Origin of the sequence: Nonomuraea ceibae, assembly GCF_019396325.1 — a bacterium.
Lineage (GTDB): Bacteria > Actinomycetota > Actinomycetes > Streptosporangiales > Streptosporangiaceae > Nonomuraea > Nonomuraea ceibae.
Map to the genome: position 1 here is coordinate 1 of NZ_JAHKRO010000176.1, position 14,341 is coordinate 14,341.

Genomic DNA, 14,341 nt, shown 5'->3' on the forward strand with positions numbered 1-14,341 from the left:
CCCCCCGCGCCGCCGCCGCGCTCGGCCGCCACGGCCTCGCGCAGCGCCGGCGCCACCTCCTCGGCGAACGCCCGGATCGCCCGCGGGTCGTCCGAGCCGAGGATGAACGTGCTGACCCCGTCCTCCAGGGCGAGCGGCAGCAGCCGCTCCACCCACGTGCCGGGCGCCTCGTCGCCCATCACGTTGAGCAGGCGGCGGACGGTACGCGGGTCGCGGCCCGCCTCCTCCGCCGCCTCATCGATGATCTTGTTGGCGCCGGCGATCTCCTCCGGCTGGATGTAGCCCAGGCTCGGCAGCCACCCGTCGGCCTTGGCGCCGACCAGCCGGAGCATGCGCGGCTTGTACGCGCCCAGCCAGATCGGCACGTCGTGCGCCGGGGCCGGGCCGCGCTTGGCGCCGTCGAGCGCGTAGTAAGTGCCCTCCAGCCGCAGCAGCCGCCGCTCGCCCGCGTCCCAGATGCCGCGGATCACGTCGATGGCCTCGCTCAGCGCGTCGACCGCCTGGCCGGGCGTCAGGCGGCGGCCGCCCATCGCGCCGATCGCGTCCCAGAACCCGCCCGCGCCCAGCCCCAGCTCGATCCGCCCGCCGGACAGCAGGTCGAGGCTCGCCACCGAGCGGGCCAGCACCGCCGGGGGCCGCAGCGGCAGGTTGAGCACGTTGCCCGACAGGTGTACCCGCTCGGTCCTGGCGGCCGCCCAGCTCAGCAGCGTCCAGGTGTCCAGGAAGGCCGGCTGGTACGGGTGGTCCTGGAACGTGACCACGTCGAGCCCGGCCTCCTCGCTCAGCCGGGCCAGGTCGACGGCCGCCTCGGGCCGGTCGTTGCGCGGGGTGATGAACGACCCGAACCGCAGATCGTGGCCGTAGTCGGGCATGTGGTCCTCCAGACCGATTGGTAGACGTGTCAACCATAATCACTTTGGATGACATGTCAACCTTTCGTGGCGTAGGCTGGCGGCATGACCGAGAGCCGGGACGCCGACCCCGCCGCCGCTGAAAGCCTGGCCGCGTGGCGTGCGCACACGGCGGTCCACGCGCAGCTCGCCGCCCACCTCGCCCGCGAGCTGACCCGCGCCACCGGGCTGTCCGAGGCCGACCACCAGGTGCTCGACGTGCTCCTCGACGCGCCCGGCGGCCGGCTGCGGGCCCTGGAGCTGCGCTTCACTCTGCAGTGGGAGAAGAGCCGGCTGTCCCACCAGGTGGCCAGGATGAGCGCGCGCGGCCTGCTGGAGCGCGTCGCCTGCACCGAGGACGCGCGGGGCTGGGACATCACGCTCACCGCCGCCGGCCGCGAGGCCGCCGCCCGCGCCCGGCGGGTCCGGGAGGAGTCCGTGCGCGCCCTGGTCGTCGACACCCTAGGCCCGGGCCGCCTCGCCCAGCTCGCCGAGACCGCCGCCCTCCTCAAGGCCGGCCTCGACCGCGCCGCCGACCGCGACCCCGACTGCCGCGCCGCCCGCGCCGAACTCTACGGCCCGGCCCCCACCGACGCCTGACCCCTGCCCGGGACCGTCCGCCCGCGACCCCACCACCCGGCGACCCCACCACCCCGCGACCCCCCACCTCGGAACCGTTCACCCCGGGATCGTCCGGTGCGGGACCGAACGGACCCTAACCCTCCGGCGGGGGGTCGTCGTGCCCGGGGGCGTCCGGGGCAGCGTCCGTCGGGGAGGGGTTGACCGGGGAGAGGAGGAGCACGGCGACGTCGTCGGCGCGGTAGCCGACGCCCTCGGCCGGGTCGACGAGCCGGTCCGCCAGCCGCGCCAGCGGCAGGCCGCCGTGCCGGGTCAGCCGCCGCGCCAGCCCGTCGATGGCGTCGCCGAGGTCCACGCCCGGTGCCTCGATGAGGCCGTCGGTGTAGAGGGCCAGCACGCTGCCGGGCGGCAGGTCGAGCTGCGACGTCGGGTACTCGGCCGCCGGGTCGATGCCGAGCAGCAGCCCCGGCGTCGACTCGACGATCTCCGTGGGCCGCCCGGGCCGGCGCAGCAGCGCGGGCAGGTGGCCGGCGCTCGCCACGCACGCGGAGCCGTCGCGCAGGTCGAGGCTGATGTAGAGGCAGCTCGTGAACCGGTTCGGCGACAGGTCGATGAGCAGCCGGTTGGTGTGGCTCAGCACCTCGCCCGCGCTCGCTCCCGAGGTCGCGTGCGCATGGATGGCCGTGCGGACCTGCCCCATGAGCGCGGCGGCGTTCGTGTCGTGCCCCTGGACGTCGCCGATGACGGCGGCGGCCTGGCCGTCGTCGAGGTGGATGAGGTCGTAGAAGTCGCCGCCGATGTCGATGCCCTGGGTCGCGGGCAGGTAGCGGGCCGCCACCTCCAGCCCGGGGATCACCGGCAGGGCGCGCGGCAGCAGGCTGGCCTGAAGGGTCTGGGCCAGGCGGTGCTTGGCGTCGTAGAGCCGGGCCCGTTCCAGCGCCTGCGCCATCAGCCCGGCGAGCGAGGTGAGCGTGGTCCGCTCGTCCTGGGTGAAGCGGTGCGGGCTCCCGTAGGCGAGCACGAGGGTGCCGATCGGCCCGCCGGAGCTGTGCAGCGGCAGCAGCGCCCAGGCGGCCATGCCGTCGTAGCGGCCCGCTTCGGGGTAGACGTCGAGCAGTTCGCGCTCGTTGGCGAAGAACGCGGGTTCGCCGGTGATGAGGGGCAGTTCGGGGGCGTGCGGGGCGCACGGCGCGCGTCTGCGCATCTCGGCGACGCCTTCCGGGCTGTAGCCGCGGGTGGCGGCGACCCGCAGCCGCCCGCCCTCGGCGGTCAGGATGGCCAGCCCCTTGACGTCGAAGACGGGGATGATCTGGTCGGCCACCAGGTCGATCACGTCCTGGACGGTGGCGGCCTGGCTGAGCGACGAGGCGAGTTGCAGCATGTCGTACAGGGCGGCCCCGCTGATCTGCCGGCTGACCACCGGGTCGGGCATCACGTGGGCGGGGTCGCGGGCCATCGTGCTCGGCGTGATGCGGACGCTGAGCCCGGACGGCGTCGGGAAGAGCTGGAACGCCAGCCACTGCCCGTCAGGCCGCTGGGCGGTGAAGAAGGTGATCTGGTGGCCGAGGACGGCCGCCCGGTAGCTGTCCTCGTGCGGCGGGTCGGCCAGCCACGGCAGCACCTCCCACGGCCGCTTGCCGACCATCTCGGCGGCGGTGGTGTCGAGCAGCCCGGAAGCCGGCGCGCTGAGGAACGTCACCCTGCCGTCCACGTCCAGCGCGCAGTAGCCCTCGGGCAGGCCGTTGAGGCATTCCAGCGCGGCCATCGCCGCCTCGGCGCTCACGGCGGGGTCGTCCTGCTGGGAGCGGAACGGGGCCAGGATGCGGGGCCGCGGCCTGGGCCGCACCGGCCGGCCGAGCCGGTCGGCCTGCGCCAGCAGCTCGCCCATGTCCTTGCAGGCGCGTTCCATGACGTCGAGCACGTGCTGGCCCGGCCCGGTGTCGCGGGTGGCGGGCAGGAGCAGCAGCAGCGCGCCGCGCGCCGCCTCGCCGCACAGGATCGGGGCCGTCACGACGGCGAAGTTGTACGGCATCGCCAGCGCGACCCCCGGGAACTGGCGGGCCAGGTCCTCGCGGTCGGCCGTCCACACCGGCCGCCGTTCGCGCAGCGACACGGTCATCGGCATCCGCATCGACATGCGGATGCGGGCCCACGCCTTGGCGACGGCGGCGGGGAAGCCCATCGCCGTGTTCATGCTCAGGACCAGGCCGTCCTGGTCGAGCAGGTAGAGCGCGCCGATGTGCGCGCCGGTCTCGCTGACGGCGCGCACCAGCAGGTCATCGAGCCCCGGCGCGCCCCGCCTGGAACCCGTGATGGAAGCGGACCTGCCTCCCACGCGCTAGCCCGTCCTGCTCCCCGGGCCGAAAGTCGCCATAAATGCAGAATACGCCCATCCGAAATCACCCACGGTAGCGACCCCGGCGCGCACGGTGTTCTACGGCACGTCGAACCTCTGCCTCCGGCGGGCGCCGGCCACCTCGATCCCCGCCGTGCCGAGGACCGCGTCGAGCGGCAGCGACACCGTGTACGGCGCCAGCGCGGGCAGCCCGATGCCCGGCAGCGTGCCCTCGACCTCGATGACCCAGTAGTCCGGCTGGGTGATGTAGACGAGCGGCGCCAGCCGCACCTCCATGTTCGCGTACGGCTTGCTCCCGCTGACGACCAGGACGTACGTGCCGGGAGCGCTGCCCGGGACGACCCTGGCCTCCTCGAAGTCGATCGGCATGCCGTGATCGTAGCCGTCGCCGCGCCACCCGGCAGACAGGCTGACAAAAAACGTCTAACATGTCAGCACCCGAGACCGTCCAGGAGGACGCATGCTGCCGACCGTCGTCATGAGCTTCTTCGCGGGCCTGTTCGCCGCCAACGCGACCCCGCACTTCGTCAAGGGCATCACCAAGGAGCACTTCCCCTCGGCCTTCGGCTCAGGGCCGCTGCCCAACCTGCTGGCGGGCTGGGCGTCGTACGTCATCGCCGCCCTGCTGGCCTGGGGCGCGGACGTGCGGGAGCGGCCGGTCGCGGCGTTCGCGGCGGCGGCGCTCGGAGCGCTGGCCATCGGCGTGTTCCACGCGACGATCGGCGCCTTCGGCAGGCGGCCCCCGGCCCGGTCCTGACGGGCCGTCATAGAATGTCAGCATGTCAGACGGGGCCGCGGCCAAGCAGGACCACATCGTCGCCGCCGCCCTGGGCGTCTTCGTCCGTCACGGCTACCGGCGCACGTCCATGGACCTGATCGCGCGCGCGGCGCGCATGTCCCGCCCCGCCGTCTACCAGTACTTCGGCGGCAAGGAGGAGCTCTTCCGCGCCGTCGGCGAGAAGCTCGCCGACGGCCTCGTGACCGCCGCGCGGGCCGCGTGGCGCGGCGACGGCTCCGTCGCCGACCGGCTCTACGGGATGCTCGCCGTCAAGCTCGACCTCGTCGCCGGCGGCGTCGAGGCGCGGCTGCGCGCCGAGCTGCTGGCCGAGGCGCGCGAGGTGGCGGGCGACGTGGTGCTCGCCCTGGAGGACGGCTACACCGAGGCGGTCGCGGCGGCGCTGGAAGCGGCCTCCGGCGAGCTCGACCTGCTGGGCCACGCCATCCCGGCGCGCGACGCCGCCGCCGTCCTGGTCGCCTCCCTGACCGGCATCGCCCAGCAGGAGGCGCCCCCGGAGGTCCTGCGCACCCGGCTGCGCCAGCTCGTCGAGCTGACCGTGCGCGGCCTCGCAACGCGAACACCCGCTCCCGCCACGCCGTAGGCGCGGCAGGAGCGGGCGCTCCTGATGTGCTGCCCTGGGCGCGACCTCACGTCCCGCCCAGGGCGCCTGCGTCAGTTCAGGCCGTTCTTCATCGCGGTGATCAGCTCACCGTTGGTGGTGTCGCCGCTGAGCTCCCAGAAGAAGGCGCCGCCGAGGCCCTGGTTCTTCGAGTAGCCCATCTTGCTGCCGATCGTGGCCGGCGTGTCGTAGCTCCACCACTGGTTGCCGCAGTACGCGTACGCGGTGCCCGCGACGGTCCCGGTGGAGGGGCAGCGGGTCTTGAGGATCTTGTAGTCCTCGATGCCCTGCTCGTAGGTGCCCGGCGCGGGGCCGGTCGCCGTGCCGCCCGGCGTGGACTGGGTGACGCCGGTCCAGCCGCGGCCGTAGAAGCCGATGCCGAGCAGCAGCTTGCTCGCCGGGATGTTCTTGCTCCTGAGCTTCTGGATCGCCTGGTCCGAGTGGAACCCGGCGATCGGGATGCCCGAGTAGGAGTTGAGCGGCGAGTGCGGGGCCGTCGGGCCCTGCGCCGCCCAGGCGCCGAAGAAGTCGTACGTCATGACGTTGTACCAGTCGACGTACTGCGCGGCGCCGCCGTAGTCGGCCGCGTCGATCTTGCCGCCGTCGGTGCCGTCGGCGGTGATGGCGGCGGTGACCAGGTTGTTGCTGCCGAAGCGGCTGCGCAGCGCCTGCATCAGGTTCTTGAACGCGGCCGGCCCGCTGGTGTCACAGGTGAGGCCACAGGCGTTCGGGTACTCCCAGTCGATGTCGATGCCGTCGAAGACGTCGGCCCAGCGCGGGTCCTCCACCAGGCGGTAGCAGGACTCGGCGAACGCGGTCGGGTTCTGCGCGGCCTGGGCGAAGCCGCCGGACCAGGTCCAGCCGCCGAAGGAGAACAGCACCTTGAGGTTCGGGTACTTCTTCTTGAGCTTGCGCAGCTGGTTGAAGTTGCCGCGCAGCGCGCCGGCGTCCCACGTGTCGGCGACGCCGTCGACGCTCTCGCCCGCCTGGTAGAAGCGGTCGTAGTCGGCGTAGCTGTCACCGATGGTGCACTGGCCGTTCTGCACGTTGCCGAAGGCGTAGTTGATGTGGGTCAGCTTCGAGGCCGAGCCGCTGGTGTCGATGTTCTTGACGTGGTAGCCGCGCTGGTAGACGCCCCACTGGACGAAGTAGCCGAGCACCTTGTCCCCGCCGGTGCCGCCGCCCTCGCTGGTGCGCGCGCTGACCGAGGAGCTGGCCGCGGAGCGGTTGCCGGCGGCGTCGCGGGCGCGGACGGTGTAGCTGTAGGACGTGTTGGCGCTCAGGCCGGTGTCGGTGAAGGTGGTGCCGGTGACGGTGTCGACCAGGGTGGTGCCGCGGTAGACCTCGTAGCCGGTGACGGCGACGTTGTCGGTGGAGGCGTTCCAGGCGAGCGAGACGCTGCTGGAGGTGACGCCGGTCGAGCGGAGGTTGCCGGGCACGCTGGGCGCCTGGGTGTCGTCGCCCCCGCCCTGGCTGGTGCGCGCGCTGACCGCGGCGGTCGCGGCGGAGCGGTTGCCGGCGGCGTCACGGGCCCGCACCGTGTAGCTGTAGGCGGTGTCGGCCGTCAGCCCGGTGTCGGTGAAGGTGGTGCCGGTGACGGTGCTGACCAGGGTGGTGCCGCGGTAGACCTCGTAGCCGGTGACGGCGACGTTGTCGGTGGAGGCGTTCCAGGCGAGCGAGACGCTGCTGGAGGTGACGCCGGTCGAGCGGAGGTTGCCGGGCACGCTGGGCGCCTCGGTGTCCTCACCCGGGCCGCCGGTCGTGACCTCCCACAGGGCGGGGACGTTCGGCGGCTCCCAGCCGGGCAGGGAGGTGTGGCTCTGACGGCACTTGTAGGAGACGCCGTTGTAGGTGACGACCGTGCCGGCCGTGTACGCCGTGTTCGGCGCCCAGGCGGCGAGCGCGGCGACGGACGCCGACGGCGCCGTCGCGCCGTACGCCCCCGTGGGGGCGGCGACCACCGCGGTGAGCGGCATGAGTAACGCCGCGACGCCGGCCAGGACCTTGCTCTGAACGCTGTGTCTCATGATGCTCCGACATCCGAGTTGGGTGAACTCTGGGGGGTGGGATGGGAGTACGCGCCAACTGTTAGGAAAGTTTCCTTTTAGTTGTACAGGTGACGGTAACCCGTGTTTTACGGAGGCGTCAATAGCGCCGCGTTGACAGAGATGGACAACATGGTTCACTATTTAGACAACCACGTTTCCTGTCTGAGGAGCCCGCCATGCCCGTCGTCCGCAGCGCCGAAAGCCGCCGCACCGAGACCCCCAACGCCGTCATGACCACCCTCGCCTCGCCGACCCAGGGCGGCTCGTCCCAGGTGGTGTGGCGGGTCGACATGACCGGAGGGCAGGCGGGACCGGTCCACGTCATCGACGCCGAACAGGTGTGGACCGTGCTCGACGGCGGCGCGACCGTCGAGGTGGACGGCGACACCCTGACCGCCGGCCCCGGCGACACGGTCGTGATCCCCGCCGACGTGCCGCGCCGCATCACCGCCGCCGCGTCCGGCGGGCTGGCCGCCATCGTCGTCGCCCCCGCCGGGATGCGCGCCTACGGCACGACCGCCCCGGTCGACCCGCACTGCGCGCTGCCCGACGCGGGCAAGCTCGTCCCGGCCTGGGTGGTCTGACCGGTCAGCGTCCGGCGGCCTTCACCTCGGCGGCCGACTGCTTGCTGCGCGAGACCCGCACCAGGGCCGCCGACAGCCGGGCCAGCTCCGGGCCGGAGCCCGCCAGGTCGGCGAGCGGGCCCTCGCGGTGCGGCAGGCCGACCGCGCGGGCGCCCTCCAGCACCCGGCCGTCGAGGTGCGGCGCGACCTGAGGCCAGCATCGGCCGGTCGGCCATCTTGATGCCGGCCTCCTCGGCGTAGGTCCGGCCGTAGCGGTCGAGCAGCGCCTCCAGCGTCCCCATGACTCACCCCTGGTCCGACTCGTTCTCCGGCGGCCGGGTGTCACCGAGCCCGAACAGGCCGACCAGCGTGCTGTCCGCCCGGGTCACCACCACGTGCTGGACCCCGGCCCGCTCCATCCGCTCGACCAGCGGCTCCAGCGGCTCGCTCGGCCGCACCGTGGTGACGCCCGTGTTCATCGCCTGCTCGGCCGTGCCCCGCGAGCCGCCCGCGGCCAGCTCGTCCGAGCCCACGACGCCCTGCACGACGCCGTCGCCGCCGACCACCACGGCCAGCCCGGCCGGATCGCCGAGCACCCGGTCGCCGAGCTCGTCCAGCGGCTCGTCCAGCCCGGCGACCACCGGGTCGGGGCGCACCTGCCGCACGACCAGCCGGGCCTCGCCCTCGTACGGCAGCGCGGCAGACAGCCAGTCCATCTTGCCCGCCACGTAGTCGCGCACGTCGCCGAAGCCGAGGCGGTCCAGGCGGCGGGCGGCGCGCGGGCTCAGGTCGCACAGCCAGTCGTGGCAGTAGACGACGACCGGCCGCCCCGGGTCCAGCGCGCCGGCCGCCGCCTCGTCGAAGCCCTTGAGCGGCACGTTGACCGCGCCCGGGAGGTGCGCCCAGGCGTACTCGCGGCCGGGCAGCACCTCCACGAGCTGAGCCTGCCGCGCGAGCAGGTCCCGGACGTCCTCACGGTCGGCTGTTGTCACCATGAGGAAGCCGTACCCGCCAGGCGGCGAACATGCTCAGCAGGTCAGATTGCCTCCCGTCGTGGTGCCGAGGATCTGCGTGAAGCGCTGGTAGTTGTTGACGCGGCTCTGGACCTGGGCCGGGTTGCGGCCGCCGCACTCCAGGGCGCCGTTGATGCTGCGGATCGTCTCGCCGAAGCCGTGGCCGTTGACCATCGCGTTGTGCGGGGTCATGGTGCCGGGGCCGTTCTGCGTGTTCCAGTACCACAGCGCGGTCTTCCACGCCACGGCCGCGTCGTTCTGCACCAGCCACGGGTTGCGCAGCAGGTCGATGCCGAGCGCGTCACCGGCGGCCTTGTAGTTGAAGTTCCAGCTCAGCTGGATCGGGCCGCGCCCGTAGTAGGCCGCCTGCCCGGCCGGGCAGCCGTAGGGCTGGCTCGAGTCGCAGTAGTGCGGGTAGTTCGCGGTGTTCTGCTCGACGATGTGGACCAGGCCGCCGGTCTCGTGGCTGACGTTGGCGAGGAAGGCCGCCGCCTCCTGCTTGCGCACGGTCTCGCTGCCGGTCTTGGCGAAGCCCGGGTACGCGCTCAGCGCGGCGGTCAGGCCGCTGTAGGTGTAGAACGAGTTCCGGTTCGGGAACATCTGGTTGAACTGCGCCTGGCTGACGACGAACCCGGACGGGTCCGGCGGGTCGGTGGGCGTGGACGTCGGCGTGGGCGTGCTCCCTCCGCAGGTGTACGGCTCCCAGTACCAGGTGGAGACGACCGGGTCGTAGCCCGGGTTGTCGTGCTCGGCGCGGTAGTAGCGGCCGTCGGTGTAGCGCACGATCGAGCCGGCCGCGTAGAAGGTGCCCGCCACCCAGTTCGGGTGGTCGCACGAGCCCGGCGGGGTGGTGCCGCCGCCGTCGCAGGCTCCCTGGTCGGCCCACACCTGGGAGCTGCCGGGGGTCTCGTTCTGCGTCCACCATCGGGCCGACCAGTTGCGGCCGTTGTGGGAGGCGGTCATGCCGCCGGTGTAGACGGCGCCGGAGCTCCACGCGGCGGCGCAGGTCGCGGCGGAGGCGCTGGACAGCGGGAGCAGGAAGGCCAGCCCGCCCACGACGGCGGCGGCGCACGCGGACGCGAGGACGCGTTTCACCTGATCACCTTCTCTTGCCGGGGGGTGAAACTTATAGGAAAGTTTCCTAAGAGTTGGCCTGACACTAGCCTTGACATCCACCTGCGGCAAGGCCCAATTCCCGATCGTCTTGTGAGCCGCCGGACCCGGTGAAAGACTGGAAGTGACGGAGGGGGGACGTCATGATCGAAGTCAAGAGCATCGACAAGCCGGACGAACGGCGCGACTTCCCGATGGGCCACCTGGAGGTGTGCGAGCTGACCGGCCTGAGCTTCGGCGTGGCCACGTTCGAGCCGGGGTGGCGCTGGTCGGAGTCGGTCAAGCCGATCGCGGGCACCGACCTGTGCGAGGTCCACCACAACGGGTTCGTCGTGCGCGGGCGGCTGCACATCCGGATGCAGGACGGCACGGAGTCCGAAGTGGGCCCCGGTGAGGTGTTCGTCTGCCCGCCGGGGCACGACGCCTGGGTGGTCGGCGACGAGCAGGTCCTGGTCTACGACTTCGCGGGCGGCGCGAGCGACTACGCCAAGGCGAAGAACGGCTGACGGGCGGGACCATGCCGTGCCGGGGACGCCCCGGCACGGCATCTCGGCTCAGGACTTGCGGCCCACCCCCGCGTAGTAGACCGCCTCGCGGTCCGCGTACAGCGTGTCGGGGTCCGGCCGCCACTGCGGCAGCGCGACCACGCCCGGCTCCAGCAACTCCAGGCCGTCGAAGAAGCTCGTCGCCTCCTCCAGCGTGCGCAGCGTCATCGTGGCGCCGCCGCTCTCGTTCCAGTGCCGCACGCCCTCCTCCAGTTGCTTGCCGACCAGGCCGTGCGAGATGGCCAGATGGCTGCCCGGCGCCATCGGCTCCATCAGCCGCCCGATGATCGACCGCGCCTCGCCGGTGTCCGGCAGGAAGTCCACCACGCCGAGGAGCATCAGCCCGATCGGCTGGTCGAAGTCCAGCAGGTCGCGCGCCGCCTCCAGGATCTTCTCCGGCTCGCGCAGGTCGGCGTCGATGAACGAGGTGTCGCCCTCCGACTCGCCCTGCAGCAGCGCCCGCGCGTGCACCAGCACCACCGGGTCGTTGTCGACGTAGACGACGCGGCAGCCCGGGTCCACCGACTGCGCCACCTGGTGGGTGTTGTTCGCGGTCGGGATGCCGGTGCCGATGTCCAGGAACTGCCGGACCCCGGCCTGGCCCGCCATGTAGCGCACCGCGCGGCCCAGGAACTCCCGGTTGGTCCGGGCGAGCACCGGCAGCTCGGGCACCGCCTGGAGGATCTGCTCGCTGACGATCCGGTCGATCTCGTAGTTGTCCTTGCCGCCCAGCCACAGGTCGTAGATGCGGGCGGGGCTGGGAACCTCGGTGTTGATGCGGCTGAGCGCTTCTTCGGTCATCGGTCGCCTTCCCGGGCGAATGGGGCAGGATGTCCGACGAGCCTACTCGTTGAAGATCCACATGTACGCCCCTTCGTGCGCGAATCCCGGGCTCACCCGCGTTCCCGGCCCTCCAGCGTCGCGTACAGCGCCTCGATGAGCGAACGGACGCGGAAGTCGCCGCCTTCGAGCAGCTCGGAGCCGCGGTTGGGCACGTAGCCGAACGCGATCCGGCGGTCCGGGTCGGCGAAGCCGAACGAGCCGGTCGCGCCGCCCTGCCCGAACAGGCCCGTCAGGCGCGGCGGTGCGGGCCAGAACGGGCCGCCGGGCACGGCGAAGCCGATCCCCCAGGCGGTGTGCGCGCACAGGGTGCGGTCCATGCCCTCGGCCTGCGGGGTGCGCACCCGGTCGACCAGCCTGGGACCGAGCAGCCGGACGCCGTCGACCTCGCCGATCAGGCCGGCGAAGAAGCGGGCCAGCGAGTGCGCCGAGGCGACGCCGTCCATCGACGGGCTCTCCACCTGGTACGTGCGCGGGTCGTTGGTGGCGTCCCAGCCGATGGCGACGCTGCCGTAGAAGGAGCGGTAGGACAGGCTGCCGGGGTCGGCGAGCGCCGCGACGAACCCGGCGAGCTCCGGCACCTCCATGCCCAGGCGCACGGTGTCGGCGTCGGGCACGACCATCGTCGCCAGGCGCGGCAGCGCGGCGTCGGGCACCCGGACGTAACAGTCGAGGCCCAGCGGACCGGTGATCTCCCTGGCCAGGAACTCGCTCAGCGTCACGCCGGAGACCCGGCGGACGATCTCCCCGGCGAGATGGCCGATGCTCACCCCGTGATAGCCGTGCGCCGTGCCGGGCGGCCACTCGGGGGCCGCGGCGGCGAGCGTGTCGGTGATCGGGGTCCAGTCGCGCAGGTCCTCCCAGGTGATGGGCCGCGCGTGCATGCTGGGCAGGCCGGCGCGGTGCCCGAGCAGGGTGCGCACGGTGATGCCGGCCTTGCCGTTCGCCGCGAACTCCGGCCAGTAGCGGGCCACGGGCGCCTCCAGGTCCACCAGGCCCCGCTCGGCCAGCAGCAGCACCGCGGCCGAGGCGAACACCTTGCAGGTGGAGGCGAGCGGGGCGATGGTGTCGCGCCGCCAGGGCCGGTGCGTGCCCGGGTCGGCCTCGCCGCCCCACAGGTCCACGACCGGCCGCCCGTCCCGGTAGACGGTCAGCCCGGCGCCGACCTCGCCGCGCTCGGCGAAGTTGCGCTCGAACGCCTCCCGCAGCGGCTCGTAGCCCGCCGCCGTCATGCCGTCGGTCCGTGTCATCGTCCACGCCCTTCTCTCTACCTACCGGTCGGTCGGGACGTGACCATACCCTACCGACCGGAAGGTCGGCTAGGCTGGGCGGCACACCTTCGGCTCGATGAGGCGGCGTCAGTGCGTAACGAACCCGGCGACACCAGGCAGCGCATCCTGGAGGCGGCCCGCGACCTGTTCGCCGCCCAGACCTACCGCGCCGCCAGCATGCGCGACGTCGCCGAACGGGTCGGCATCTCCAAGCCCTCGCTCTACCACCACTTCCGCAGCAAGAGCGAGATCCTCGACAGCCTCGTCACGCCGCCGATCGACGAGCTCGAAGCCGCCATCCGGGCCGCCGAGTCCGCCCCCGCCGGGACCGACGTCCGCCGTGACCTGCTCGCCGGGTGCCTCGACGTCATGCTCGCCCACCGCCGGACGATGGCGCTGCTCCTGCGCGACGCCTCCGTCTACGCTGACGAGAGCGCGCAGGTCATCTCGCGCGTGACCGCCTTCACCGGCCGGGCGGTCGACCTGCTCGCCGGGCCCGGCGCAGGGTGGCGCGAGCGCGTACGGGCCGCCCAGGCGTTCGCCGCCGTCGCCGACCCCGTCAGCCAGCTCCCCGACGTGCCCGTGGCGGAGCTCCGCGCCGAGCTGCTGCGCGGCGCGGGCGCGATCCTCGGCCTGGAGCCGTCCGCCTGACGGCGGTCCCCGATGCTCCGGGTCAGCGCGCCGCCCAGTGGACGGTCCAGGCGCCCCCCGTCGCGAACTCGGCTAGCGTGCGCACCGGCTCGCCGGTCAGATCCACCGCCCGCACCGCCGAGGAGGCCGCGGAGTAGACGGCCAGGTGGTCCGTCCCGTACCAGAACCAGAGCACCCCGCCCGCCTGCAGCGGCAGCGTCGTCAGACGGCGGCCGGTGGCGGCGTCGAGCACGCACGCCCTGTCCTCCGCCCCCGGGCAGAGCGTGGCGAGCCTGCCGTCGGCGGAGAACACCGGGACCGTGCCCGCCGGCTGCCGCACCCCGCCCAGCGTGCGCAGCACGGCGCCGGCGGGGGAGTGGACGGTGATCGCGCCGGTCCCCGACGCGCGGGCCAGGGTGTCGCCGGAGGCCCACACGTAGTCCTCCTTGCCCGGCGCCGGAGCGCTGACCACGGACGCGGTGCGGCGGGCCGGGTCGACGACGGCGAACCCCGTGGTGCGGTCGTCCAGCCGGGGGTCCCACACGGTGACCAGCAGCCGGGAGCCGTCCGGCGACCACGACGGGCGGCGCAGCGCCAGCGGCGGCTCGACCACGTCCACCCAGAACGCGCCCGTCAGGTCGCGCGCGGTGAACCGCACCGCCCCCGCGTTCTCGACGGCCAGGTCCGGAGACTCGTGCACGTACGCCACCCGATCCCCGCCGGGGGAGACCATCGGCGCCATCCGCTCCGTGACCGGCAGGAACGTGTCCTCGCCCGGCAGCCGCACACCGGCGGCGAACGCCAGGCCCTCGCTCAGGTCCGTGGACCCGCGCAGGAACGACGTCAGCCGTAACGGGTCCGCCGGGTGCTCGTGCAGCGTCGCGCCCAGCTCCGGCACCACGACCGTACGGGTGCCCGCAGCCGGCGGATCCTGCCGGGCGGCGACGTACAGCAGCGTGAGCGCGACCGCCACCAGCGCCGCGACCGAGGTCACCGCCCCCGCCACCCACCCCCGCGCCTTCCCGCCTGCCTTGATCGGTGCGGCGAGCCGCGCGGTGCCCTCCGGGGCCGGACCCCCGGCCCGGGCGGCGGCGCT

At 73.2% G+C, this 14,341-nt stretch carries 16 protein-coding genes; 6 read left to right on the plus strand and 10 right to left on the minus strand.

What is annotated here, in order from left to right:
• Positions 1-872: LLM class flavin-dependent oxidoreductase (locus KME80_RS47185; protein ID WP_219518646.1), on the minus strand; the 872-nt coding region annotated here is incomplete at its 3' end.
• A gap of 84 nt (positions 873-956) precedes the next feature.
• On the opposite strand from KME80_RS47185, the gene KME80_RS47190 reads away from it, so the two are divergent.
• Positions 957-1,490 carry a MarR family winged helix-turn-helix transcriptional regulator gene (locus KME80_RS47190; RefSeq protein ID WP_219518648.1) on the plus strand — a complete coding sequence of 178 codons (534 nt, stop codon included), beginning with the start codon at positions 957-959 and terminating at the stop codon, positions 1,488-1,490.
• 115 nt (positions 1,491-1,605) lie between these two features.
• On the opposite strand, the gene KME80_RS47195 is transcribed toward KME80_RS47190, so the two are convergent.
• Both KME80_RS47195 and KME80_RS47200 read right to left on the minus strand, forming a co-directional pair.
• On the minus strand, positions 1,606-3,738 hold the full coding sequence (locus KME80_RS47195; RefSeq protein WP_308126234.1) for a SpoIIE family protein phosphatase: 2,133 nt from the start codon (positions 3,736-3,738) through the stop codon (positions 1,606-1,608).
• 165 nt (positions 3,739-3,903) lie between these two features.
• Positions 3,904-4,194, minus strand: coding sequence for a hypothetical protein (locus KME80_RS47200; protein ID WP_219518650.1), 291 nt, complete (start codon positions 4,192-4,194; stop codon positions 3,904-3,906).
• 91 nt (positions 4,195-4,285) lie between these two features.
• Here KME80_RS47200 and KME80_RS47205 point away from each other — a divergent pair, with 91 nt between their 5' ends.
• Together KME80_RS47205 and KME80_RS47210 are read left to right on the plus strand one after the other, a co-directional pair.
• Positions 4,286-4,582, plus strand: a complete 297-nt coding sequence (locus tag KME80_RS47205; RefSeq protein WP_219518653.1) for a hypothetical protein — start codon at positions 4,286-4,288, stop codon at positions 4,580-4,582.
• A gap of 22 nt (positions 4,583-4,604) precedes the next feature.
• The gene (locus KME80_RS47210; protein ID WP_219518656.1) at positions 4,605-5,204 is read left to right on the plus strand and encodes a TetR/AcrR family transcriptional regulator; all 600 of its coding nucleotides are present in this window, start codon (positions 4,605-4,607) and stop codon (positions 5,202-5,204) included.
• Positions 5,205-5,275: 71 nt separating this feature from the next.
• Here KME80_RS47210 and KME80_RS47215 read toward each other — a convergent pair whose 3' ends face one another.
• Positions 5,276-7,249: a glycosyl hydrolase family 18 protein gene (locus KME80_RS47215; RefSeq protein ID WP_219518660.1), complete on the minus strand. Its 1,974-nt coding sequence runs from the start codon at positions 7,247-7,249 to the stop codon at positions 5,276-5,278.
• A gap of 197 nt (positions 7,250-7,446) precedes the next feature.
• Between KME80_RS47215 and KME80_RS47220 the strand changes: the two genes are divergently transcribed.
• A complete protein-coding gene (locus KME80_RS47220) occupies positions 7,447-7,854 on the plus strand; it encodes a cupin domain-containing protein (RefSeq protein ID WP_219518664.1) in 408 nt (135 codons plus the stop codon).
• 4 nt (positions 7,855-7,858) lie between these two features.
• Here the strand turns inward: KME80_RS47220 and KME80_RS47225 are convergent, their stop codons facing one another.
• The 3 genes from KME80_RS47225 to KME80_RS47235 all read right to left on the minus strand — a co-directional run bounded on the left by KME80_RS47225 (position 7,859) and on the right by KME80_RS47235 (position 9,941).
• Positions 7,859-8,017, minus strand: a complete 159-nt coding sequence (locus KME80_RS47225; protein ID WP_219518667.1) for a hypothetical protein — start codon at positions 8,015-8,017, stop codon at positions 7,859-7,861.
• 121 nt (positions 8,018-8,138) lie between these two features.
• Complete coding sequence (locus tag KME80_RS47230; protein ID WP_219518669.1) at positions 8,139-8,828, minus strand: rhodanese-like domain-containing protein; 690 nt, start codon at positions 8,826-8,828, stop codon at positions 8,139-8,141.
• Positions 8,829-8,861: 33 nt separating this feature from the next.
• A complete protein-coding gene (locus tag KME80_RS47235; protein WP_219518671.1) occupies positions 8,862-9,941 on the minus strand; it encodes a glycoside hydrolase family 19 protein in 1,080 nt (359 codons plus the stop codon).
• Positions 9,942-10,102: 161 nt separating this feature from the next.
• Here KME80_RS47235 and KME80_RS47240 point away from each other — a divergent pair, with 161 nt between their 5' ends.
• Complete coding sequence (locus KME80_RS47240) at positions 10,103-10,465, plus strand: cupin domain-containing protein (RefSeq protein ID WP_219518676.1); 363 nt, start codon at positions 10,103-10,105, stop codon at positions 10,463-10,465.
• A 48-nt stretch (positions 10,466-10,513) separates the two neighbouring features.
• Here KME80_RS47240 and KME80_RS47245 read toward each other — a convergent pair whose 3' ends face one another.
• Together KME80_RS47245 and KME80_RS47250 are read right to left on the minus strand one after the other, a co-directional pair.
• Positions 10,514-11,305, minus strand: coding sequence for an SAM-dependent methyltransferase (locus KME80_RS47245; protein WP_219518678.1), 792 nt, complete (start codon positions 11,303-11,305; stop codon positions 10,514-10,516).
• Between the two features lie 92 nt (positions 11,306-11,397).
• A complete protein-coding gene (locus KME80_RS47250; protein ID WP_219518680.1) occupies positions 11,398-12,594 on the minus strand; it encodes a serine hydrolase domain-containing protein in 1,197 nt (398 codons plus the stop codon).
• A gap of 111 nt (positions 12,595-12,705) precedes the next feature.
• On the opposite strand from KME80_RS47250, the gene KME80_RS47255 reads away from it, so the two are divergent.
• Positions 12,706-13,266, plus strand: coding sequence for a TetR/AcrR family transcriptional regulator (locus KME80_RS47255; protein WP_219518682.1), 561 nt, complete (start codon positions 12,706-12,708; stop codon positions 13,264-13,266).
• Positions 13,267-13,288: 22 nt separating this feature from the next.
• On the opposite strand, the gene KME80_RS47260 is transcribed toward KME80_RS47255, so the two are convergent.
• The coding region (locus KME80_RS47260) for a WD40 repeat domain-containing protein (RefSeq protein WP_219518683.1) at positions 13,289-14,341 on the minus strand (1,053 nt) is incomplete at its 5' end.

Coding starts and splice junctions, on each gene's coding strand:
- KME80_RS47190 (WP_219518648.1), top strand. CDS start 957: ATGACCGAGAGCCGGGACGCCGACCCCGCCGCCGCTGAAAGCCTGGCC.
- KME80_RS47200 (WP_219518650.1), bottom strand. CDS start 4,194: ATGCCGATCGACTTCGAGGAGGCCAGGGTCGTCCCGGGCAGCGCTCCC.
- KME80_RS47205 (WP_219518653.1), top strand. CDS start 4,286: ATGCTGCCGACCGTCGTCATGAGCTTCTTCGCGGGCCTGTTCGCCGCC.
- KME80_RS47210 (WP_219518656.1), top strand. CDS start 4,605: ATGTCAGACGGGGCCGCGGCCAAGCAGGACCACATCGTCGCCGCCGCC.
- KME80_RS47215 (WP_219518660.1), bottom strand. CDS start 7,249: ATGAGACACAGCGTTCAGAGCAAGGTCCTGGCCGGCGTCGCGGCGTTA.
- KME80_RS47220 (WP_219518664.1), top strand. CDS start 7,447: ATGCCCGTCGTCCGCAGCGCCGAAAGCCGCCGCACCGAGACCCCCAAC.
- KME80_RS47230 (WP_219518669.1), bottom strand. CDS start 8,828: ATGGTGACAACAGCCGACCGTGAGGACGTCCGGGACCTGCTCGCGCGG.
- KME80_RS47240 (WP_219518676.1), top strand. CDS start 10,103: ATGATCGAAGTCAAGAGCATCGACAAGCCGGACGAACGGCGCGACTTC.
- KME80_RS47245 (WP_219518678.1), bottom strand. CDS start 11,305: ATGACCGAAGAAGCGCTCAGCCGCATCAACACCGAGGTTCCCAGCCCC.
- KME80_RS47250 (WP_219518680.1), bottom strand. CDS start 12,594: ATGACACGGACCGACGGCATGACGGCGGCGGGCTACGAGCCGCTGCGG.